Source organism: Sphingobacterium zeae (genome assembly GCF_030818895.1).
In the GTDB taxonomy this organism is placed as follows: domain Bacteria; phylum Bacteroidota; class Bacteroidia; order Sphingobacteriales; family Sphingobacteriaceae; genus Sphingobacterium; species Sphingobacterium zeae.
Genome location: NZ_JAUTBA010000001.1, coordinates 4,691,861 through 4,712,844, shown reverse-complemented (window position 1 = coordinate 4,712,844; position 20,984 = coordinate 4,691,861). Strand labels below are relative to the sequence as shown.

At 38.9% G+C, this 20,984-nt stretch carries 17 protein-coding genes; 6 read left to right on the top strand and 11 right to left on the bottom strand.

Features of this window, described 5'->3' with window-relative positions; translation table 11 throughout:
• Positions 1-128: 128 nt before the first annotated feature.
• Genes QE382_RS19740 through QE382_RS19730 form a run of 3 tightly spaced genes read left to right on the top strand, consistent with a single transcriptional unit; the run spans position 129 to position 6,087 of the window.
• Positions 129-2,108, top strand: coding sequence for a helix-hairpin-helix domain-containing protein (locus tag QE382_RS19740; protein WP_307187428.1), 1,980 nt, complete (start codon positions 129-131; stop codon positions 2,106-2,108).
• Positions 2,105-4,189: a ComEC/Rec2 family competence protein gene (locus QE382_RS19735; protein WP_307187427.1), complete on the top strand. Its 2,085-nt coding sequence runs from the start codon at positions 2,105-2,107 to the stop codon at positions 4,187-4,189. Before QE382_RS19740 ends, QE382_RS19735 begins: the two co-directional genes overlap by 4 nt.
• Positions 4,186-6,087 (top strand): RecQ family ATP-dependent DNA helicase, encoded by a 1,902-nt coding sequence (locus QE382_RS19730; RefSeq protein ID WP_307187426.1) that lies wholly within the window; start codon positions 4,186-4,188, stop codon positions 6,085-6,087. The genes QE382_RS19735 and QE382_RS19730 overlap by 4 nt, the downstream gene beginning before the upstream one ends.
• Position 6,088: 1 nt before the next feature.
• Here QE382_RS19730 and QE382_RS19725 read toward each other — a convergent pair whose 3' ends face one another.
• The 6 genes from QE382_RS19725 to QE382_RS19700 all read right to left on the bottom strand — a co-directional run bounded on the left by QE382_RS19725 (position 6,089) and on the right by QE382_RS19700 (position 12,768).
• Positions 6,089-6,928, bottom strand: coding sequence for a sulfurtransferase (locus QE382_RS19725; protein WP_307187425.1), 840 nt, complete (start codon positions 6,926-6,928; stop codon positions 6,089-6,091).
• A gap of 100 nt (positions 6,929-7,028) precedes the next feature.
• Complete coding sequence (gene rpsA, locus QE382_RS19720) at positions 7,029-8,960, bottom strand: 30S ribosomal protein S1 (protein WP_293955766.1); 1,932 nt, start codon at positions 8,958-8,960, stop codon at positions 7,029-7,031.
• A gap of 228 nt (positions 8,961-9,188) precedes the next feature.
• A complete protein-coding gene (locus QE382_RS19715) occupies positions 9,189-10,154 on the bottom strand; it encodes a YihY/virulence factor BrkB family protein (RefSeq protein WP_307187424.1) in 966 nt (321 codons plus the stop codon).
• A 1-nt stretch (position 10,155) separates the two neighbouring features.
• Complete coding sequence (locus QE382_RS19710) at positions 10,156-10,563, bottom strand: acyl-CoA thioesterase (protein WP_307187423.1); 408 nt, start codon at positions 10,561-10,563, stop codon at positions 10,156-10,158.
• Positions 10,563-11,603 carry an endolytic transglycosylase MltG gene (gene mltG, locus QE382_RS19705; protein WP_307187422.1) on the bottom strand — a complete coding sequence of 347 codons (1,041 nt, stop codon included), beginning with the start codon at positions 11,601-11,603 and terminating at the stop codon, positions 10,563-10,565. The genes QE382_RS19710 and mltG overlap by 1 nt, the downstream gene beginning before the upstream one ends.
• 184 nt (positions 11,604-11,787) lie before the next feature.
• Positions 11,788-12,768 carry a PASTA domain-containing protein gene (locus QE382_RS19700; protein ID WP_307187421.1) on the bottom strand — a complete coding sequence of 327 codons (981 nt, stop codon included), beginning with the start codon at positions 12,766-12,768 and terminating at the stop codon, positions 11,788-11,790.
• Between the two features lie 145 nt (positions 12,769-12,913).
• Here QE382_RS19700 and QE382_RS19695 point away from each other — a divergent pair, with 145 nt between their 5' ends.
• Entirely contained in the window at positions 12,914-13,921 is a 1,008-nt protein-coding gene (locus QE382_RS19695) for a D-alanine--D-alanine ligase (RefSeq protein WP_307187420.1), read from the top strand.
• 129 nt (positions 13,922-14,050) lie between these two features.
• Here the strand turns inward: QE382_RS19695 and QE382_RS19690 are convergent, their stop codons facing one another.
• From QE382_RS19690 to QE382_RS19675, 4 genes are all read right to left on the bottom strand, one after another.
• Positions 14,051-15,259, bottom strand: a complete 1,209-nt coding sequence (locus tag QE382_RS19690; RefSeq protein ID WP_307187419.1) for a serine hydrolase — start codon at positions 15,257-15,259, stop codon at positions 14,051-14,053.
• Between the two features lie 46 nt (positions 15,260-15,305).
• Positions 15,306-15,740, bottom strand: coding sequence for a hypothetical protein (locus tag QE382_RS19685; RefSeq protein ID WP_307187418.1), 435 nt, complete (start codon positions 15,738-15,740; stop codon positions 15,306-15,308).
• Between the two features lie 238 nt (positions 15,741-15,978).
• Positions 15,979-16,473, bottom strand: coding sequence for a dihydrofolate reductase (locus tag QE382_RS19680; protein ID WP_307187417.1), 495 nt, complete (start codon positions 16,471-16,473; stop codon positions 15,979-15,981).
• Positions 16,474-16,535: 62 nt separating this feature from the next.
• Complete coding sequence (locus QE382_RS19675; protein WP_307187416.1) at positions 16,536-17,357, bottom strand: thymidylate synthase; 822 nt, start codon at positions 17,355-17,357, stop codon at positions 16,536-16,538.
• 264 nt (positions 17,358-17,621) lie between these two features.
• On the opposite strand from QE382_RS19675, the gene mtaB reads away from it, so the two are divergent.
• On the top strand, positions 17,622-18,944 hold the full coding sequence (gene mtaB / locus QE382_RS19670) for a tRNA (N(6)-L-threonylcarbamoyladenosine(37)-C(2))-methylthiotransferase MtaB (RefSeq protein ID WP_307187415.1): 1,323 nt from the start codon (positions 17,622-17,624) through the stop codon (positions 18,942-18,944).
• Positions 18,945-19,153: 209 nt separating this feature from the next.
• Here mtaB and QE382_RS19665 read toward each other — a convergent pair whose 3' ends face one another.
• Entirely contained in the window at positions 19,154-20,050 is an 897-nt protein-coding gene (locus tag QE382_RS19665; protein WP_307187414.1) for an EamA family transporter, read from the bottom strand.
• A gap of 138 nt (positions 20,051-20,188) precedes the next feature.
• Between QE382_RS19665 and QE382_RS19660 the strand changes: the two genes are divergently transcribed.
• Positions 20,189-20,899 carry a C40 family peptidase gene (locus QE382_RS19660; RefSeq protein ID WP_307187413.1) on the top strand — a complete coding sequence of 237 codons (711 nt, stop codon included), beginning with the start codon at positions 20,189-20,191 and terminating at the stop codon, positions 20,897-20,899.
• Positions 20,900-20,984 lie beyond the last annotated feature (85 nt).

The window sequence follows — 20,984 nt, the reverse complement described above, 5'->3', positions numbered from 1 at the left end:
GCTAATGAGTCTTTTTTCTGCCGGGATAAGAGGTTCATCGCCTAACATCTAGCCAATATTAATTAAAACCTATTATGAAATATTGTAGCAAAATTTTGCTCTTTATAGGTTGTTTTATTGGAACCTGTATGGCGCAGACAAATGAAAAAATCGATCTCCAAGATTTATTTGAGAGTTTATCGGAAGATCTTTCCGAGGGTGCTGATTTGAGTGAACTGAATGAAAAGTGGCATTATTACCTCAAACACCCCATCGACCTCAACAAAACTGATGGTAGCGACCTCGCTGAATTACAATTTCTAAATCCTTTATTAATTAATCACCTGCTGGAGCATAGGGCTATCTCAGGCAAATTTATCAATATACTGGAACTACAGGCCATCGAAGGATTTAATGAACGAATCGTCTATTTATTGCTGCCTTTTGTACAAATAGGCTCTGAATCACCATTGAACGTCCTTAAATTAAGGAAATTTAAGCAAGAAATTATGTTGCGGTATGCTCGGACACTCGAAAAAGCGAAGGGCTATCGTATCACGGATACAACGCGATCCAGGTATCTCGGCGATGCTAATCGCTATGCGCTAAGGTACAGAGCTCAATTGAACGATAGAATCCAACTCGCCGTTAATATGAAAAAAGATGCCGGGGAACCTTTTTTTAGAGATCGGCAAAAAATGGGTTTTGATTTCTATAGCATGAGTTTGTCGATAAAGAACTTTGGCCGTTTTAGAAATATCGTGATCGGCGACTATGCTTTGCAATTTGGACAGGGGCTCAGTATGTGGAATGGTTTGAATTTCGGAAAAGGAGGATTGGTGCAGAATGCCGCAAGACAGGGGATTGGGGTAAAACCCTACACTTCGTTAAATGAGAGTAATTTTATGCGTGGTATTGCCGGAACACTACAGATTAAATATATAGAAATTACACCCTATTTTTCTTATCGATCTATTGACGGAAATGTTGACCGTACCACTTTTCCGGCAACGATTTCAACGATTGCAAGTACAGGTTTACATCGCACTCCAACCGAACAGAAATATCGTGGTGCCGCATCTCAAATGGCGTATGGATTGAATTTATTGTGGCGCTACAAACGGCTCAAAGCAGGTGTTCATTTTAACGAGACCCAGTTGGATGTCTTTAAAATCAAGGGAAAGGGAATACGACAACAAGCTGATTTTGAAGGCGACTTTCTGCGAAACATAAGTTTGTATACAAACTATACGATTCGAAATATCTATGTGTTCGGCGAATATGCCAATAGCATGGATGGCGGTTCGGCTTTATTAGCAGGGTCGATAATCAGTTTACATCCGCGATTGTCTTCGGTCTTTTTACTTCGCGATTACAAGAGGAATTTTCATACTTTTTATGGACAGGGTTTTGGTGAATCGGGTGATACGTCGAATGAGCAGGGAGGATATTTGGGATTAACGTACCAGCTTGGAAGAAAATTACTCTGGTCTAATTATGCTGATGTATTCCGATTTCCAGTTGCAAAGTATCAGGCTGATACGCTATCTACAGGAGCTGATTTCTTCAGTCAGCTAAGTTACATGTGGTATAAAAAGGGGCAACTTTCCTTGCGTTATCGCAACCGATTAAAACAAGTTAACTACACAGGAGAGGGACAGACCGAGCATGGGCTTGTGAATGTAGTTAAGCAGCAATTACGGGTAGAATTCCATTATCGTCTTAGCTCAAGGTGGACTATTCGTTCCCGCTCTGAAGCTAATATGTTCCAAAAGGAGTATCAGGAAAACAGTTTCGGATACATGTTTTTTCAGGATGTATTCTGGAAGTCGGCCGCTGGAAAGTTGCAGTCCAATATGCGGATCGCATATTTTGACGCGGCGAGCTATGACAATAGAATCTATGCTTATGAGCAAGATGTACTGTACGCAGCTGGTTTCGGCATGTACAATACAAAGGGATGGAGAACTTACCTCAATCTAAACTATCGCTTAAGCCGCCATCTTCAAGTATGGGCGAAGTACGGACTATATTATTATCCTGGAAGAGAAACTATTGGAACAGGATTGGATCAGATCGACGGTAACAAAAAATCTGAGGTTAAATTCCAATTGAGATGGCAATTATGAAAGAATTAAGTTTTGTTCAAAGATTAGAGCGCATTCCCATTCTTAAGATTGCCATCTTATATATTTTGACGCTCCTCGTAGCTCCTACATTACCAATTTCTCGCCCAATATTTCAATATCTACAGCAGGCATTGATTGTAATGACTCTGCTAACCATGTGCTGCTATTTTTTTAGGGGTAAAATTTGCAAATACGGTTATACGTGCGGGTATTACTTATCCGTTGTACTATTTGGCATCTTTCACTATTGGCGCAATGACCCAATAGTGATCGCAAACCATTTCTCCCAGATAGATGCAGCGAGTTATGTAGTGAAAATAATAGAGGAACCTCATATAAAGCAGCATATTACCCGTTTTTCTGGAGAAGTGATCGGTGTTCATAGGCAAGGTAAGTTCGTACAAACTTCCGGCCGATTGATCATAACCCTAAAATTGAGTACGAAAAACTTCCTTCAATTTGGTGATTTGTTATGGTTAAAAGCGGATGTGAAGAGAATAGCTCCGCCACGTAATCCGATGGAGTTTGATTATAGGGAGTATATGAGAAAGTACGCAATACATCATCAAGTTTTTGTGAAATCTGGTTACTATAGGGTGATCAGTCGGCAAGCAATAAGGGAGTTTTCTGTTTTTGGACTTGCTTTGCAAATGAGGAAGTACTTTTTACTTAAGCTTCGTAGCTATCTCAAAGGGGATGAAAATTTTGCGATTGCATCGGCGTTGTTATACGGTTTTCGAAGCGAGATCAGTACCGATAGTATGGAGGCTTTCATCAATACAGGAACTGTACATATCTTAAGTGTATCGGGGATGCATGTTGCTGTTTTATTTGGTTTTTTATCTCTTATTATCCGACAAATAGCGTGGCCACCTTATCTGAAGTGGCTACCATTAACTTTATTATGGAGCACGATCTGGATATATGCATTCATAGCAGGTCTCGATGCGCCAATTTCACGCGCAGCTATAATGATTAGTTTTGTCCTATGTGCACAATATTTTAAACGAAGCTTTTCAAGCTTGAATTCGCTAACTATTGCAGCTGTATTGATTCTATTGTTCGCGCCCCGGGCTATTTACGACGTTGGTTTCCAATTGTCCTTTTTAGCAGTGTTGGGTATGATCATATGTGCACCACTGGTGAAAGTGCTTCTGCCTGTCAACAGTTCTATACTTCGATTTTTAAGAGATATATTAACGGTTTCTATTGCTGCACAGATACTGACAACACCGTTGAGTCTTTATTATTTTGGACAGTTCCCTACTTATTTTCTGCTTGCCAATTTACTTGTCGATATTCCTTCCACCCTAGTGATGTATGCTGGTTTTATTATAACCATTAACCCTGTCGACTGGCTTAATGAGATTTTGGGTTTTCTTTTAGAACACCTCATGGATTTTATACTATCCAGTTTGAAATTTATTGATCATTTACCTTTTTCGACGATAAAAATATGCCCTATGGAATTCAGTATTTTATTTTTGGCCTATTTTGCAGTTTTCTCTTTTTTATATGCTTTTCAGTGGAAGGATAAGAGGTATGTATGGCTGGCGCTATATTGCGGAATTGGAATGTTGCTAATCAATGGGAAAAAATGGTTAGCAAGTAATGATTTAGAACGATTTCGTATTTACAATACGAAGCATGAACTGACGATGGGGTATTTCAAAGCTGGTCGCGGAATTGTTTATAGCACTTTTGACTCTTTGCAGGCCAAAGGATTACAATATGCTTGTGGAAGGGAAATTGCATTGCTATCGACAGGTGAACTTCAATTTGTGCCATTAAATGGACAGGATAGAAAGAACTATTTTGTTACCCTACCTTTAGGCAAAGTCGCTATTTTGTCCCATCCGAAAGGAACGATGTCACCGGCTGATCTGGTCATTATCAGAAAAAATTTTTTATATGGTTTAGCAGATGTATTAAAGCAAGTTAGACCAAAACTTGTTATACTGGATGGATCCAATTCCATGGAAAAGTGTCTGCTTACGCAACGCATGCTGGATAGTTTGGGGATACAACATTATCTCATGAAAGATAATTTTGCGTATGTTTGGAATAAGGAGAACTTATGACGCAAGATAGTATATCAATCTTAAGGCAATACTGGGGATTTGACTCATTTAGACCCCTGCAGGAAGAAATTATTCAATCTGTCATTTCTGGTAAAGATACCTTGGCTTTATTGCCGACAGGTGGAGGGAAATCGATTTGTTTTCAAGTACCTGCATTGATGCTAGAAGGAATTTGTATCGTGGTTACGCCGCTTATTGCGTTGATGAAAGACCAGGTTGAACATTTGAAAAGAAATGGAATTCAGGCGGTCGCCATTTACTCGGGTATGAAGAAGAGAGAGGTGGATATCACCCTGGATAACTGCGTCTATGGAAAAATAAAATTTCTCTATCTCTCTCCCGAAAGGTTGTACAATGACATCGTAAGAGAACGTATACGATTTATGAATGTCAATCTATTTGCCATCGACGAAGCACATTGCATTTCTCAATGGGGATATGATTTTAGACCGCCTTATTTAGAGTTAGCTAAATTACGTGAATTACATCCCAAAGTTCCTTTTTTGGCGCTCACAGCCACTGCAACGCCGCGTGTGATAACCGATATTCAGCAGAAACTCGATTTTTTAAAGGAAAATGTATTCGTAAAAAGCTTTCTTCGGGATAATCTGGCTTATATGGCTATTGAAGAGGAAGATAAGATGGGCCGCATGGTACGCATCATTCATAAATTGGGCGGATGCGGTATTGTTTATGTAAGAAACCGTCGTGAAACACAAGAAGTAGCGCGTATTTTAGTCAATAATGGGATTTCTGCGGATTATTATCATGCAGGGCTTTCTGGGCAAGAGCGGGATCAGAAACAGCATGGGTGGATGACAAATGTTGTTCGTGTTATCGTCGCTACAAATGCCTTTGGCATGGGGATCGATAAACCTGATGTGCGCTTCGTGATTCACCTGGATTTGCCCGATTCGCTGGAAGCCTATTATCAAGAAGCCGGTAGGGCAGGGAGGGATGGAAAAAAAGCTTACCCTGTTATTCTTTATCAAAAAACAGATGAGCAGAAACTACTGGATAATCTGCAGGCTAGTTTTCCAGATATTTCCTTTATTCAACAAACCTATCACTACCTTTGTAATCATTTTCAGATTCCTTATGGTTCTGGTGAGGGAGTGACAGTGGATTTTGATGTCGTTACATTTGCTAAAAAATATCAGCTCCCCTTGGTGCCAGTGATGAGTGCACTGAAATTTCTGGAGCGGGATACCTGGTTGGTTTTGTCGGAGGCTGTTACAATCCCTTCACGCTTTAAATTTGAGATTGACAGTGTTGAGCTATATAAATTTCAGGTTCAGTATGCAAAATATGATAAGCTAGTCAAGGCTATTTTACGTAGCTATGGCGGCGTATTTGAGAATTTCATATTAATCAATGAATACGAATTTGCAGGAAAATTAGGTTTACCATATGGTCGTGTCGTAGAGCTATTGAAATCGTTAGAAACGTTGGAAATAGCAACTTATTTGCCTTCCACAGATTCACCGCAATTGACATTCTTACAGAATCGGGTCGATTATAAACATCTGCATATCGACCATGTTTTTATTCGGGATCGCCATCAGGTGAAGGAAGAGGAAGTCAATGGCATGATTAATTATATCGAGCAAAGTAATTGCCGTAGTCAATCGCTGTTATTATATTTTGGTGAGAAAAATGCGGGGTTCTGTGGAGTATGTGATCTGTGCTTGATCCGTAATCACCGAGCAAAGCAGCGGACAAATATAAAGGCTGAAATAAAAAGCAGTTTACTTGCCGGGGCGAAAAATATCCATGATTTGGTAGGTAGTTTAACATTAGGGACGGAGAAGCAAAGAATAGAGATCATTCGTGATCTGGTGGATGCTGAAAAAATCCGCCTGGAGGATAATCTCTACTCTTGGAATACTTTATTTTGACTTATTTTTCGATTGGAAGATTAAGCTCTTCGCGCCCCCATTCAGACCACGAACCATCGTATACACGGATTTGCTCGTGACCAGCAAGATGAGCAGCAAATGCTAAGATTGAGGCCGTGATACCCGATCCACAGGAGAATACATATTCATTTCCGGTAGCATTATAATGATCAAATTGCTGTTTCAGTTCACCAAGGGGTTTATAAACGATTCCATCAAGTAATTCTTCGAAAGGGAGGTTTTTGGAATGAGGGATATGCCCACCATGAAGGCCTTTTCGAGGTTCAGCTACTAAACCACTAAATCGACCTTTACTTCTGGCGTCAAAAATATTTACTTGCGTATCCCGATAATGTGTTAAGATATATTCTTTGTCAGCATAATGGTTTGCTTGAAATTGAGCTTTAAAGTTTCCAGGCTTTACAGCAGCTGCATACTGGTCTACGAGCGGTAATTTACTTTTTTTCCAAGCGGGGACGCCACCATTTAGAATAAATACCTGTTCAAAACCCATGACCTTAAACATCCACCATGCCCTTGGGCTTGAATAAACACCCCATCTGTCATATAACACGACGGTACTATCCTGATTGATTCCTAGGCGTTGCATTTCTCGTTCGAATACTTCTGCCGATACAAGGGTATGTGGTAATTTAGAAGTAGAATCCGAAAGTTTCCCTTCGATGTCAAAAAATTGAGAATGGGGTAGTACTTCGAACTTGGCGTCCTTGATGGATTGGCCAACTTTGTCGATGGTGCAATCAAGGAGGACAATGTCTGTATGCTGTCCCAATGATTCCAGAAGTTCGGTGGGGTTGATTAAGGCTGATTTGAATGACATAACAATAAAGTTTATTGCTACAAAATTACAAAAGCATCCCTATAAAAGCAAAGCGGCTGTTCTTTTGGAACAGCCGCTTTTTATGGATTGAAATTGCTAATTACTTAGCGTTTTTATCATTTTCCATTTGCTCTTTCAATTGAGCTAACACGTCTAAGTCGCCTAAAGTAGATTTCTCAACAGAATCTTTTACTTTTTTAACAGCTGAAGATTCAGCTTTAGCGTCTTTTTTACGGTTGCTAGACTCTTCTTTGCGAGCTTCTTCTTTCTCTTCTTCCCAGATACGAGAGTGAGAAATTACCAAACGTTTGTTCTCTTTGTTGAACTCAATGATTTTGAATGAAGTAACTTCATCAACTTTCAATGATGAACCGTCTTCTTTAACAGAGTGTTTAGAAGGACAGAAACCTTCAACACCATATTGTAAAGCTACGATATCACCTTTATCACCAACTTTGATCACAGTACCTTCATGGATAGAACCTTCAGTAAAGATCGTTTCGAAAGTATCCCAAGGGTTTTCTTCCAATTGTTTGTGACCTAAAGATAATTTACGGTTTTCTTCATCCAATTCTAAAACAACTACGTCTAATGTTTCACCAACTTTAGTGAATTCGTTAGGGTGGTTGATTTTTTTAGACCAAGATAAATCAGAGATGTGGATCAAACCATCGATACCTTCTTCCAATTCAACAAATACACCGAAGTTAGTCATGTTTTTAACAACAGCTGTTTGTTTAGAACCTACAGGGTAACGCTCAGTGATATTTTTCCAAGGATCTGGAGTCAATTGTTTGATACCTAAGCTCATTTTACGCTCATCGCGATCTAACGTTAAGATTTGCGCTTCGATCTCATCACCAACTTTCAAGAACTCTTGTGGAGAACGTAAGTTTTGTGACCAAGACATTTCAGAAACGTGGATCAAACCTTCAACACCAGGGATGATTTCTAAGAAAGCACCGTAATCAGCAACTGTTACGATTTTACCTTTAACTTTAGAACCAACTTCTAATGCAGTATCTAAAGATTCCCAAGGATGCTCAGATAATTGTTTCAAGCCTAAAGCGATACGTTTTTTCTCGTCATCAAAGTCTAATACAACAACGTTGATTGTTTGATCTAACGATAAAACTTCTTTTGGATGCTCGATACGACCCCAAGAGATGTCTGTGATATGCAATAAACCGTCAACACCACCTAAATCGATGAACACACCGAAATCAGTGATATTTTTAACTGTTCCTTCTAATACTTGACCTTTTTCTAATTTAGCAACGATCTCAGATTTTTGGTTTTCTAAGTCGTTTTCAATTAAGACTTTGTGTGATACAACAACGTTTTTGAATTCGTGGTTGATTTTCACAACTTTGAATTCCATTGTTTTACCTACGTATACATCGTAGTCACGGATAGGTTTGATATCAATTTGAGATCCAGGTAAGAATGCTTCAACACCTTTAATATCAACGATAAGACCACCTTTAGTACGGCTCTTAACGAAACCAGTAATGATTGCATCATTTTCCAATGCTTCATTGATAGCTTCCCAAGATTTTTGAGTTTTAGCACGTTTGCGAGAAAGTACTAATTGACCGTTAGCATCTTCTTGAGATTCAACGAATACGTCAACTTTATCACCAACTTTTAATTCTGGTAAGTCACGGAATTCTGATAAAGAAACTAAACCGTCAGATTTGAAACCAACATTTAAGACTACGTCTTTATTGTTGATAGAAACTACAGTACCTTCGATAATTTCACCTTGATTAACTTGGTTGAAAGTATCTGCGTATTGTGCTTCAAGTTTAGCGCGTTCAGCTTCGCTATAATTTCCGAAACCTTTATCATTTGCATCCCAGTCAAATTCACCTTCTGGTGTGATCCAAGTGTTTGATTTGATTTCATCGATTAAGTTTGAATCAGCTTCTGATTCAATTTGTTCAGTGTCTTTCACTACTTTAGTGTCAGCACCTTGTAGCTCTGCGTTTTTCGCTGCTAATTCTTTTTCTGCTTCTTGTTTTTTTGCCATTAATTAATTTTCTCCTTTTTCCTACTTTGTAGGAGTTGCAAAGGTACAAAAAAACTTTAAATGCAAAACTTTATTTTTTCTTATTTTATTGAAAGACTTTCAGTTATAGGGATGTTTTTATAGGTCAAGCTATATAGGGTACTAATTGAACGTTGACTCTGTTATTTATCGACTTTATTTGCTGAAATTCCTTTCTTGGAAATCATAAATTAAAGTGCTCAAAAAGACTTAATCTTCTCTCTTAAACGAATTGAAAATACGTGGTTTGGCAATAACAATGGTTTGTTTGGACAGCGCAATAGCAGCATTGAGTTCATAACCCAATAATAAAATAAGCGTATTCAAATAAATCCAGATCATAATGACAATTAAAGTTCCGATAGAGCCATACAATTTATTGTATGCACCGAAGTGATTGATATAAAAAGTAAATATCGAAAAAGTCAATATCGCTAGGATTGTGGCCATCGATGCTCCTGCACTAAAGAGTTTCCACTTATTGGAGGTTGAAGGGCCGAATTTGTAGATACAACTCACCGTGAAAAAATAGATAGCGAATATAATCAACCATCGGGCTATCTTAAGCAGTATCGCCCAGAAGCTTGATTTAATACCCGTCGTTTCTTTAAGATAGTCTATCGTAATGCCAGCAATCGTAAAAATCGTCATTCCAACAGTCAAGGCAAAGATAATTAAGAAGGCCAAAGCTAAGGCAAGCAATCGTTTTTTGATCCAAGGCCGTTTTTCCGTCATTAACGATGCTTTATTGAATGCATTCATTAGGGAGGCCATACCGTTGGTTGCAAAATAGGCTGCAAAGACAAAACCGAAGGACAGCAATCCGCCATTTTGGTTTTTGATAATATCTTCCAAAGTTGTTTCAACAACGAGAAAAGCATTTTTAGGAATAACTACAGCAAGAAAATCCAACAATTGTTCTTGAAAATTATTTATTGGAATGTATGGGATTAACGTAAATAAAAATATTATTCCCGGAAAAATAGCTAATAGAAAGCTGTAGGAAAGGGAAGAAGCTTTGCTAATAATGGAGTCTCTGGAGATTTCCTGAAAGAAAAATACAGCTACGGTGTAAAGAGGGAGCGAGCCAAAGCCAGGTAGTACGACCCGTTTACTCCATTCGATCAATCTAAAATAAGGTTCTAAATTTAATAGCCATTGGTGGATTTTCCCCATTTCAATTAAAATATTTACTCATCTTATCCAAAAAAACTTGCGGTGGCATACAAGGTCTATTTTTCTCCATATTAACAAAGACCAATGTCGTTTCCCCTTGGTTAAGTAGCTCTCCATCCTCATTGAAAAGCTCATATTCGAAAACAATACGAACAGCAGGTTTCTTTCGGATGGTCACACGGATTGTAATCAGGTCATCATATTTGCCTGGTTTTAGATATTTGGTCTTCATCTCTGTGACAGGGAGCATGACACCCATTTCTTCCAGTTCCTTATACGATATCCCCGTGCTCCGTAGCATTTCAGTTCGTGCTATTTCATAAAATGCAGCATAATTGCCATAGTAGACATATCCCATTTGGTCTGTTTCTGCATAACGAACGCGAATCTGATGGTCAAATACAAACATTATTTTTTAATATTTCTAGCGTCCAAAGCCTGTTGGAATTTGCGCGCATTGATCAGATGTTCAGTCTCTGTTTTTGCGAAATTATGGTAACCTGAGAAATCATCTTTCGCACACATATAGATGTAATCGTGCTGCTTGAAGTTCAACACTGCATCAATAGCAGCAATGCTCGGAATAGAAATCGGGCCTGGAGGCAATCCTCTATAAATATATGTATTGTAGGGATTGTCTGTTCTTAGGTGCTTATTCAATACCCTTCTGATTGTGAAATCATTATTAGCAAAGATCACTGTTGGATCTGCCTGTAACAACATTCCTTTTTTGAGGCGGTTTAAATAAAGTCCCGCAATCATGGGCATTTCATCTTGATGTAGCGCCTCCCCTTTGACAATGGAAGCTAACGTGCTGACCTGCTGTGGTGTCAAATTAAGTGCTTTTGCTTTCGCCGTGCGATCCGTATTCCAGAATTTTTTCCATTCATCATCAAAACGAGCGATTACCTTTTCGGGACTGGTGTTCCAGTAAATTTCGTACGTATTAGGAATAAACATCGTAATCAGATTTTCCTTCGTAAATCCATACTTCTGCGCCGTAGCTTCATCATTCAGCACAGCGATAAATTGCGCAGAATCAGCTTCGAAACTTTTTCCAAGAAGCGCCGCCATATTTTCTTTTAATCGGACATTGGCGAATCGGAATTTTACGGGTTCTTGGTAGCCACCCATTAAGTTGCCAATTAACCGTCTATTGTTCATTCCAGGTATCAGTAAGTACCGACCTGGCTTTACACTCTTTTCATATTTTTTATATTGCGCTGCACGCTGAAATGAAGCGATATCGTCCAATAGATTTGAGTCGCTGATTGATTTCAGCACGTCTTCATACTTTTCATCCTCGTGTATATACAGGTACTTCTTATCTCCCGATACATTCGAAGCATAAAACGTACTATAAAATTTCCAAGCGAAATAAGCTCCAACAACAACAACGATCAGAGCAATGATTTTTAACCAACTTGGTATTCCTTTTTTATTTTCCATTCTAAAATTTTTTAATCATTTGTTGTTCGCTATTCATGGCATTCATGCAGCCTTTAGCGGTCAATGTTTGAAAAATCTCGCGTATGAAAGCGCAGTTTTTTCTCATGTTTATCGTGTTGAATCTTTAAAGAGTTTAGCATCTTTAATCGGTGATTCAATGCAATTTCAATTTATGCTCGTAGCCTTAGAACCCAAGGCTATTTCCTTTATTTTCTTTATCCTTCTTTTGACCCACGGCGTTATTTGCAGGTTTAGTTGTCGGCGTATTTGTGGTCGTACTTTTCGCCGGTGCAGCAGGCTTAGATTGGGCATTCGGCTTAGCGATCGACGGATTAACTTGTGTTTGGTTTACTTGTGGTTTAGGTGTTGTTGTAACACCTTCAGGAGCATCTGTAATAGGTGCTGGTGCTGTAATTGAAAGTGTTACATCAATTTTAGCTCCTAAGCTGGTTAGCCCTTTTTCGATTCCTGGTGATTGCACACTGATTACTGCGGTAGCAGTATCCGTTACATTTGGATCATAGGTTACAGTGCCCAGACCTAGTCCAGCTCCAGATAAGGCAAACTTCGCTTCATTTAACGGAAGTCCAATTAAATTAGGTATCTCTACTTCATTTGCTCCCAATCCATTTCCCAAAACGAGATCTATACGCGAACCTTTAGGTATCATCCTTCCATTACGGATGGACTGTCCTGCAAATTGAGCATCTAAAACGATATCTCTTGCGATGTCCGCTACATACGAAGTGTCTCCTATTCTAAGGTTATGGTTTTTCAAGATGGCGGTGGCTTCGATCAATGTTTTATCCTTTATATTCGGAAAAGCAACTTCAGGTGCCACCTGTGTGATAATGGTCAAATAAATAGTCCGACCGGATTTTACATGAAATCCTTGTTCAGGATCTTGTTCTATAACCATACCAGGCTTAGCGTCCATCTGATAGACAGAATCAATTTGATATTCGAGCCCTGCATTTTCCAGCGCCTGAATAGCTGCACTGATATGAAGTCCTTTGACTTTAGGGACCGCAATAGATTCATCATGTTTGGTATATACTTTCAGACCAATATAAACGAAAAGGAATACGCATACTATCGCAATGAAAGCGGCAATAAGATTTTTCCTAAATGTGGGGGTCTGAAGATATTGTACTACTTTGGACATTTCTTTGTTAATAAAAATTAATTCTGCATAGAACCGCAATATTAAAGCCAAGTTTGCAGAAAGATTAAATAAAATTATTCGTCACAAAATTATTCGTTTTTCCGTGTATAGCAAATTATATTTGCTCTTCGAATCGCTAAAATTTATGAAAGCAAAAATAGCATTAATAACTGGAGGTTATACAGGAGAAGCTGAAGTTTCTTTTAAAAGTTCAGCCTTCGTCAATTCGCAACTTGATCACGACAAATACGATGTGTATCTGATTACGGTGACCAAAGATGCATGGTACTATGAAGATGTAGATGGTCAACGTCATCCCATTTCGAAAGCAGATTTCACGCTTCCATTGCATGGGGATGTTTTGGTTTTTGACTTGGCATTTATTATGGTACACGGTGTGCCTGGAGAAGATGGGAGACTCCAAAGTTATTTTGATTTATTAGATATTCCTTATACGTCATGTGACGCGCTAACTTCTGCCTTGACGATGAATAAAGGGTATACAAAGGCGATTTTATCGGATATTCCAGGGCTGCATTTGGCAAAATCGGTTCTATTATTTGAATCGCAGCGACCGGAAGCGGTTCAAATGGTCGAAAGCAATCTTTCGCTGCCTTATTTTGTGAAACCTAATGCAGGCGGGAGCAGTATCGGTATGACTAAGGTGAAAGAATCTGCACAGCTAAAAGAAGCCATCGATAAAGCTTTTGATGCAGAGAATACAGGTAAACAGGTCATTGTTGAAGAATTTGTTAGCGGACGCGAGTTTTCGGAAGGAATTTTTCGCAATTCAAAAGGCGAGCTGGTTGTTTTACCTGCTACGGAGGTTCGGACTACGCGCGAGTTTTTTGATTATGAAGCGAAATATATACCTGGACTGACCGAAGAGATTACGCCGGCAGAGTTGACTATCGAACAGCAGGAACGGGTTGCACGTGTCTTAAAAGAGATCTATGTCAGATTGAATTGCAGAGGTATGGTGCGTGTAGATTTCTTTTTGGAAAACGAGACCGATAAATTCTATTTTATCGAAATCAATACTATTCCGGGGCAGACGGCGCAAAGTTTCATACCGCAGCAAGTACGCGCTTTTGGAATGAAAGAAGGCGATTTCTACGGCGAATTGATCGAAACAGCCTTGCAGTCGAAATAATATTGTCCTTATATAGGGGATGGGATATGAATCGAAGGTTCTTACGATTGCTAATAACAATATGCGACGTGGTAACTAAAGATAACAAAAAAACGGCTTTCAGAAAATTGAAAGCCGTCTTTTTGTATTTTATTCTCTGAAATCAAATTTAGATAGATCAGGTTTAAACTTTTTTACCCTTTTTAATTCTTCCTGATAAATTACCTGCCCGATATTTTTTAAAAATGGGTAGGTTACCGTTTCGTATTCATAGCGTCCATCGTTGTAGATGCCATTTTCATTAGACTGCACAACAACGGCGAGCATAAATTCCACCCCATGTTCAAAGTCGACGATATAAGCATTATCAATATTATAGCCATAAGAATCACCATACTTGTTGAAGATCCGTATGTTGGGATCTAAGGTCGTATTTTTTTCACGGCCATAAAAAAGGAGCTTGCTATATGTTGGCCAGAATTCTGTGGAGTCATATTTCGGGAAATCCGACTCAAAGGGATAGCGCGACATATAATCATAGAGCAGTGCGTAGTCCTCCTTTTTCAGGTTAAATCTATCTTTAGGCTGAAATGCTTCAGGAAATAACAATTTCTTCAAGATGAGCTGTTGATCTTGGAGTGCATAGACATTTAATCCTTCAAAGCTCCAGGGTTCATGGACTAGCTCATCTTTGTCGTTCATATAGCCTTTTCCTTGAAGGGTATTGGCCAGCTTGATGGGATAGTCTTTGGGGTCGAACTGTGCCTCTTGTTTATAAATAATATTTTCTCCATTGTAAAAGGTTATAGGATTGGTATGTTTGGCCCATATGCCCTTGTCACCAATAGCGAGGCGGTTGACAATGCGGCTGTATTGGGTACCATATTTTTTAAGTTTTGTATTGAGCTCAGCACGGCCAATAAATTCGAACAGTCTGTTCTGGGCATCATTGTCGCTGGTCAATAGGATTTTTTTTACATATTGTGCCACGGAAGGAAGACCATTGGCGGCCGATTCGTCCACAAGAACCTTAGTCTGCTTTTCAAAAGCAGAATCAATGCGTAGTGGGGTATCTTTGCTGAGACCGGCAATATGCAGGTCATTGATTTTTTCCAAAGCCAGAATTGCTGTCGGCAGCTTCACTGTACTCGCGGGATAAAAATACCAGTTCGGATTCAGTCGATAGCTATAGGACCTGAAATGTGGCCTATTGGATTTGTCACGATCAATTTGCGTATACAGAATTTGCACCTCATTTTTAGTCGGATGACTCAATATGCTTTGAAATAGATCAGGATGACTTTGAAGTAATTTTTCCAGGTAAACAGTATCTATCTTTTGAGCGTATGCGTCTGACATGAATAGGGTGAAAATTAAGATAAAGTATTTGTGCATGTGCTTTAGATCAAAGTGTCGCGCTTGTTGATTCCTGTCTATTAAGCTCTTCTATAACTTTTAACAATTTGTTTTTTGACAGGAGTTTTTTTGCTTTTTCATTTCCCTCTACATAAGGCTCCAAGGTTTCTTTTTTCAGTGGTAAAATTTCCTTCGCCTTTTCCATTTTAAAATGCGATATGGAAGGCTGATTGATATCAGCGGTCATGCTATAGCGGCGGATTCGCTGTTCATGACTGACAGTGTCAACCAAAAATAACCAGCAACTGTCCTGTGGAATGCCTTTTATTTTCTTGTTCCAATAATCTATCCGATAGATTTCTTTCGTCTGATCGGGCGTTACCGTATGTTTCTTGCCTTTTTCCCGCCAGGATATTTCACTGGGTACCGTTGTGGTTCTTAATTTTATTTTTGTTTTTGCAACAACGGTGCTGTCATTTTTCAAAACAATATAAAATTTATACCTACTGCTTATCGGTTCGCTATTGAAAGAATAGAACCGGGGGGTATATAAGCCCGGTAAAGTAACGTTCCCACTAGGAGTTCGTATCGTGGTTGGCGGGCTAAATTGTGCGAGAGCTCGGTTCGAGGTACACAGTAAGAAAATTACGAAACGTAATGTCCATAGGATCAAGGAGCTTTTTGCTCCATGATATTGCGTTTTGAGATTCGTAAACATAGAACTATTTTCTTGTATAAACTTCAAAGGTATAAGCAAACGCATGTTTTTCATCCGCCTGATGCGAATCTGAGGAAACTAATTCCCATTCTTCGGATGGTAACGTAGGAAAGAAAGCATCTCCTTTGATGGTGGTATGCACCCGTGTTAAAAGTACTTTGCTGGCGAGGGGAAGTGCTTGCTGATAGATGTTTGCACCACCAATAATAAATATCTCTCGCTCGTCGCGACAATATAAAAGAGCTTCCTGAATACTGTTAGCGACATCAATATCTTCGCCTTGAAAATCTGCGTTGCGTGTGATGACAATATTCCTCCTTTCCGGTAATGCTTTACCGATGGACTCAAATGTCTTTCTGCCCATCAGTACAGAATGTTCAATAGTATTTTTCTTGAAATATTTAAAGTCGTTTGGTAAATGCCAAGGCATCTTGTTGTTGATTCCGATGGAATTGTTTTCCGATGCAGCGACAATTAATGTGATCGTTGGGTTGCTCATTGTTGATATAATGTGATTATTCGTCCGATAAAAGAATGTTGCAAAATTAGTTGCGGTCATTATTAAACAGCAACCGGAGCTTTAATATGCGGATGTGATTCGTAGTTCAATAATTCAAAATCTTCAAACTTAAAATCAAAAATATCTTTTACTTCGGGGTTAATTCTCATCTGTGGTAGGGCTTTAGGCTGTCTGCTCAACTGAAGTTCCGTTTGTTCAAAGTGATTACTATAGATATGCGCATCCCCTAGGGTATGAATAAATTCCGCCGCTTCCATATCACACACTTGGGCAACCATCATGGTTAGAAGTGCGTAAGATGCAATGTTAAAAGGTACGCCCAAAAATATATCCGCACTACGCTGATAGAGTTGACAGGACAATTGTGGCTTTAAAATTCCTTTTTCAGGTTGCGCTGGAGCGACATAAAATTGGAAAAAAGCATGACAAGGCGGTAATGCCATATGTTCTATTTCAGCAACATTCCATGCCGATACAATAATACGGCGGGAATCCGGCGAACTTTTAAGCTGATTAATTACTTGTGCAATTTGATCAATATGACGGCCGTCAGGTGTCGGCCAAGAACGCCATTGCGATCCGTACACAGGGCCCAAATTTCCTTGTTCGTCAGCCCATTCGTCCCAAATGCTTACGCCATTTTCTTTGAGATATTGAATATTGGTTTCGCCTTTTAAGAACCAGATTAACTCATGTATAATGGATCGCAGGTGTAATTTCTTTGTTGTTACCAAAGGAAAACCTTCCTGAAGGTTGAAACGCATTTGATATCCAAAGACACTTTTGGTGCCTGTGCCGGTACGATCTGTCTTAACAACACCATGTGTATATACATGTCTGAGTAAATCTAAATATTGTTTCATCTGTAAAAAGTAATTTTTAAATATTAAATATCAATGCTATTGTCGAACTGTATGGGAACGAATAGCGCTATTTTATGGGCCTGATTCTAAATCGGGGAATGCCTGAATACATCGGTCTGGACTAATTTAGTTTACCTGTATTAAGCCGCCTGTGCATTCAGCCTTCAAGATAGCCAAAACTAAGGAAAATCCTTATAACGAGAAAGTCAAAACTTAAAATGATAAGAGTGGTTACTGAAAAAAAATGTAATTTTGCAAAATATTATGGAGAATAAAAAAGTAGCTTTTTATACACTTGGATGTAAACTGAATTATTCGGAGACATCATCCATTGGTCGTTTATTTAAAGAAGCGGGCTATGATACCACAGCGTTCAATAGCCGTGCGGACGTTTATGTAATCAATACATGTTCGGTAACGGATAATGCTGACAAGAAGTGTAGAAAAGTGGTTAAGGAAGCTTTAAAGCACTCTCCCAATGCTTATATTACGATTGTTGGTTGTTATGCGCAGCTAAAACCAAAAGAAATCGCCGAGATTCCTGGTGTAGATATGGTTTTGGGTGCTGCTGAAAAGTTTAATATTATTGAGCATATCAATGATTTGACCAAACAGGAAAAGACAATTGTTTATAATGGTCCGATCGATGAGACCAATCAATTTGTATCTGCTTATTCAATTGGTGATCGTACGCGTACTTTCCTAAAAGTACAGGACGGATGTGATTACTCGTGCACATTTTGTACGATCCCTCTAGCGCGCGGCGGAAGTCGCTCCGGTAAGATTGAAGAAATTGTACGACAAGCCGAAGAAATTGCGGCCTCAGGTGTTAAGGAAATTGTGCTAACGGGCGTTAATATTGGTGATTTTGGTATTCGTGATGGTAAGCGTGAAGACCGATTCTTGGATTTGGTAAAGGCTTTGGATGAAGTTGAAGGTATCGACAGGATTCGGATTTCTTCGATAGAACCCAATCTGCTTTCCAATGATATTATTGAGTTTGTGGCAAAATCAAAACGTTTTGTTCCACATTTTCATATGCCTTTACAGTCAGGAAGCAATAAAATTCTGAGTTTAATGCGCAGAAGGTACAAAAGAGAGCTTTACACAGAGCGTGTGACATATATCAAATCTTTAATGCCTAATTGTTGCATCGGTGTTGACGTGATTGTTGGATTTCCAGGAGAAACACGCGAAGATTTTATCGATACCTACAATTTCCTGAATGATATGGACATCTCTTATCTGCATGTCTTTACCTATTCTGAAAGAGAAAATACGATTGCCGCGCAAATGGATGGTGCAGTACCGGGAGTGCAACGTAGCGATCGCAGCAAAATGCTGCATATCCTTTCTGAGAAGAAGCGTCGTGCTTTCTATGAATCGCAATTAGGAGAAATCGGAGCCGTATTGTTTGAGGCTGATGAGAAAGACGGTTACATGCATGGGTTCTCTAAAAATTATGTTAAAGTGCGGACTTTATACGATCCCTTATTGGTAAATGAGGTCGTGCCGGTTAAATTTATGGAAGTAACGGATTCCTGTGAAGTCGAGGTGGAAGAAATTCCAGAGACATTGGTACATTAGTTCAATAAAGATTTATAACATACAAAAAAAGGCAATCTTCTCTAAATAAGATTGCCTTTTTTGTATGCAAGTTTTCTGCTGTTATTGGCCAGAAAGGATTTTCATTTGTTTTTGTTTCTCTCTACGCTATCACGAAGTTTTGATTGCTGTATTCGGATAGATATCGTCAAATTGAGTGCAGCTATCTGACTAAAAGGTGATTGGTACCTCTAATGTGAACTGCTCTTTGCTGCATTTAACCAAATAACGGTACCCAAGATCAAAAGCACACCGATCCATTGAACAGTCGATACACTTTCATGAAGGATGAAAAATGACATACAGGTCGCTACAGGCAGTTCGGCCGAACTCAGTATTCCTCCTAATGAGAATCCAGTTTTGGGTAAACCATAAGCAAACAATAAAGGCGGAATGACCGTGCCAAATAAAGAAAGTATCAATCCAAAATAGAAAAAATTATCATCAAATTGACCATTAAATAAATAATTCGGTGGAAATAAAGTGAAAATCAGGATACAAGAACCTGTTACCATAATAGCACTTTTTTGAATGGGGTGGTAGTCATTGCCTACACGCCCATTTACAATCATGAACACCGAATAGGCAGTCGCCGCCAAAAGACCGAATAACACACCCGTTAAATTGAGTTGTTGTAATCCTTTTTCGATGAGTCCAGTCGCTAATAACGTTGCAATAAGTACAATTCCAATGCCGATCAGATTGTTTCTTGACGGTTTTGTCTTGAAAAAGATAAACTCAATGAGCACACCGATCCAGATATACTGCATTAGCAAGACTATAGCTAGTGAAGCGGGAACGAGCTGAACACATTTATAATAGAAAACACTCACCAAACCGGTAGAAGTACCGCTGATTAATATCTTGACCCAGGAAGATTTCTTTTTTGAAGATTGAAAGGACTTTGCCGAAAAGAGTTTGATGGTAATATAAATAAGCCACAGTATAAGCATGCCAAACAAAACCTGGATTCCCGTTACTTCGCCTAAAGTCAGTCCCTTACCGTAAGCTTTTTTTACAAACGTTGATAGTATTCCGAAACTACTTGCACCTAAAAAGACAGCTAATGCACCTTTTAATTTTTCCATTCTCAAATAAATTAGGCGTCAAAGTTACGATTTCTGAACAATTCTTTTCCTGATCTGACGTTCTTATCGAGAAAAGGAATCTTTCCACTATGGTATCGCAATGGAATAGCTTTAGCTGAGACTTCATTGGTGAAAATTATGTTATCAATAATCAACGGTTTTCGATGGGTGGATAAAGGGGTTATTACCGTAAAATGTTTTAGCAAAACGGTAAATGTATTGCATATAAATAGCAATTTACTTAAGTTTGTTAGGCAACAACGTAGATTGAACAGCATGATTGTTAGGTTTTATTTTGTCTTCTTTTTGGGTGTAGTTCTATTTTTGAGCAGTTGTTCAACAAAGAAAAAAGTACTTATCGCTAATTCTCATCCTGCTAAGGGTGGCGTTTTGACAGATGCTAGTTCAGCGCGAGGAAGGTCCTTTTCGGGATCTCGGCTTGACAGTTATGCCGATTTGCTTAACGTGAGTGCCCAAAGGCTAAATCCAAACCTTTACTCTTTTATTGATGACTGGATGGGCATACCGCATCGTATGGGCGGACAGAGCAAATCCGGTGTGGATTGTTCGGGCTTTGTAAATCTGCTCTACATGGAAGTGTATAAAGGCAATCTGCCACGCACCTCCCGTGACATGGAAGGAGTTGTAAAGCGAAAAAGGGTGGATAAACTTCAAGAAGGGGATCTTGTGTTTTTTTCATTTGGGCGTAACGGGATAGATCATGTTGGTGTATATCTTCATAATAATAAGTTTGTGCATGTGTCAACGCGTAAGGGTGTTATTATATCTGATCTTTCTGATAGCTGGTATGCCAAGACCTTTGTTGATGCAGGCTCCCCTAGTATTTAGATAGCATTAGCTCATGTAGGTTTTATGTCATATCTTGATATAAACTTTTATACCCTATATAAATCCTTATTTTTGTCAAAATTTA

Bases quoted from the DNA above. Each gene is read 5' to 3' on its own strand.
- QE382_RS19730 (WP_307187426.1), top strand. From the start codon at position 4,186: ATGACGCAAGATAGTATATCAATCTTAAGGCAATACTGGGGATTTGAC.
- QE382_RS19680 (WP_307187417.1), bottom strand. From the start codon at position 16,473: ATGAGCAACCCAACGATCACATTAATTGTCGCTGCATCGGAAAACAAT.
- rpsA (WP_293955766.1), bottom strand. From the start codon at position 8,960: ATGGCAAAAAAACAAGAAGCAGAAAAAGAATTAGCAGCGAAAAACGCA.
- QE382_RS19665 (WP_307187414.1), bottom strand. From the start codon at position 20,050: ATGGAAAAATTAAAAGGTGCATTAGCTGTCTTTTTAGGTGCAAGTAGT.
- mtaB (WP_307187415.1), top strand. From the start codon at position 17,622: ATGGAGAATAAAAAAGTAGCTTTTTATACACTTGGATGTAAACTGAAT.
- QE382_RS19740 (WP_307187428.1), top strand. From the start codon at position 129: ATGGCGCAGACAAATGAAAAAATCGATCTCCAAGATTTATTTGAGAGT.
- QE382_RS19660 (WP_307187413.1), top strand. From the start codon at position 20,189: ATGTTATCAATAATCAACGGTTTTCGATGGGTGGATAAAGGGGTTATT.
- mltG (WP_307187422.1), bottom strand. From the start codon at position 11,603: ATGGAAAATAAAAAAGGAATACCAAGTTGGTTAAAAATCATTGCTCTG.
- QE382_RS19695 (WP_307187420.1), top strand. From the start codon at position 12,914: ATGAAAGCAAAAATAGCATTAATAACTGGAGGTTATACAGGAGAAGCT.
- QE382_RS19710 (WP_307187423.1), bottom strand. From the start codon at position 10,563: ATGTTTGTATTTGACCATCAGATTCGCGTTCGTTATGCAGAAACAGAC.
- QE382_RS19700 (WP_307187421.1), bottom strand. From the start codon at position 12,768: ATGTCCAAAGTAGTACAATATCTTCAGACCCCCACATTTAGGAAAAAT.
- QE382_RS19675 (WP_307187416.1), bottom strand. From the start codon at position 17,357: ATGAAACAATATTTAGATTTACTCAGACATGTATATACACATGGTGTT.
- QE382_RS19715 (WP_307187424.1), bottom strand. From the start codon at position 10,154: ATGGGGAAAATCCACCAATGGCTATTAAATTTAGAACCTTATTTTAGA.
- QE382_RS19690 (WP_307187419.1), bottom strand. From the start codon at position 15,259: ATGTCAGACGCATACGCTCAAAAGATAGATACTGTTTACCTGGAAAAA.
- QE382_RS19725 (WP_307187425.1), bottom strand. From the start codon at position 6,928: ATGTCATTCAAATCAGCCTTAATCAACCCCACCGAACTTCTGGAATCA.
- QE382_RS19735 (WP_307187427.1), top strand. From the start codon at position 2,105: ATGAAAGAATTAAGTTTTGTTCAAAGATTAGAGCGCATTCCCATTCTT.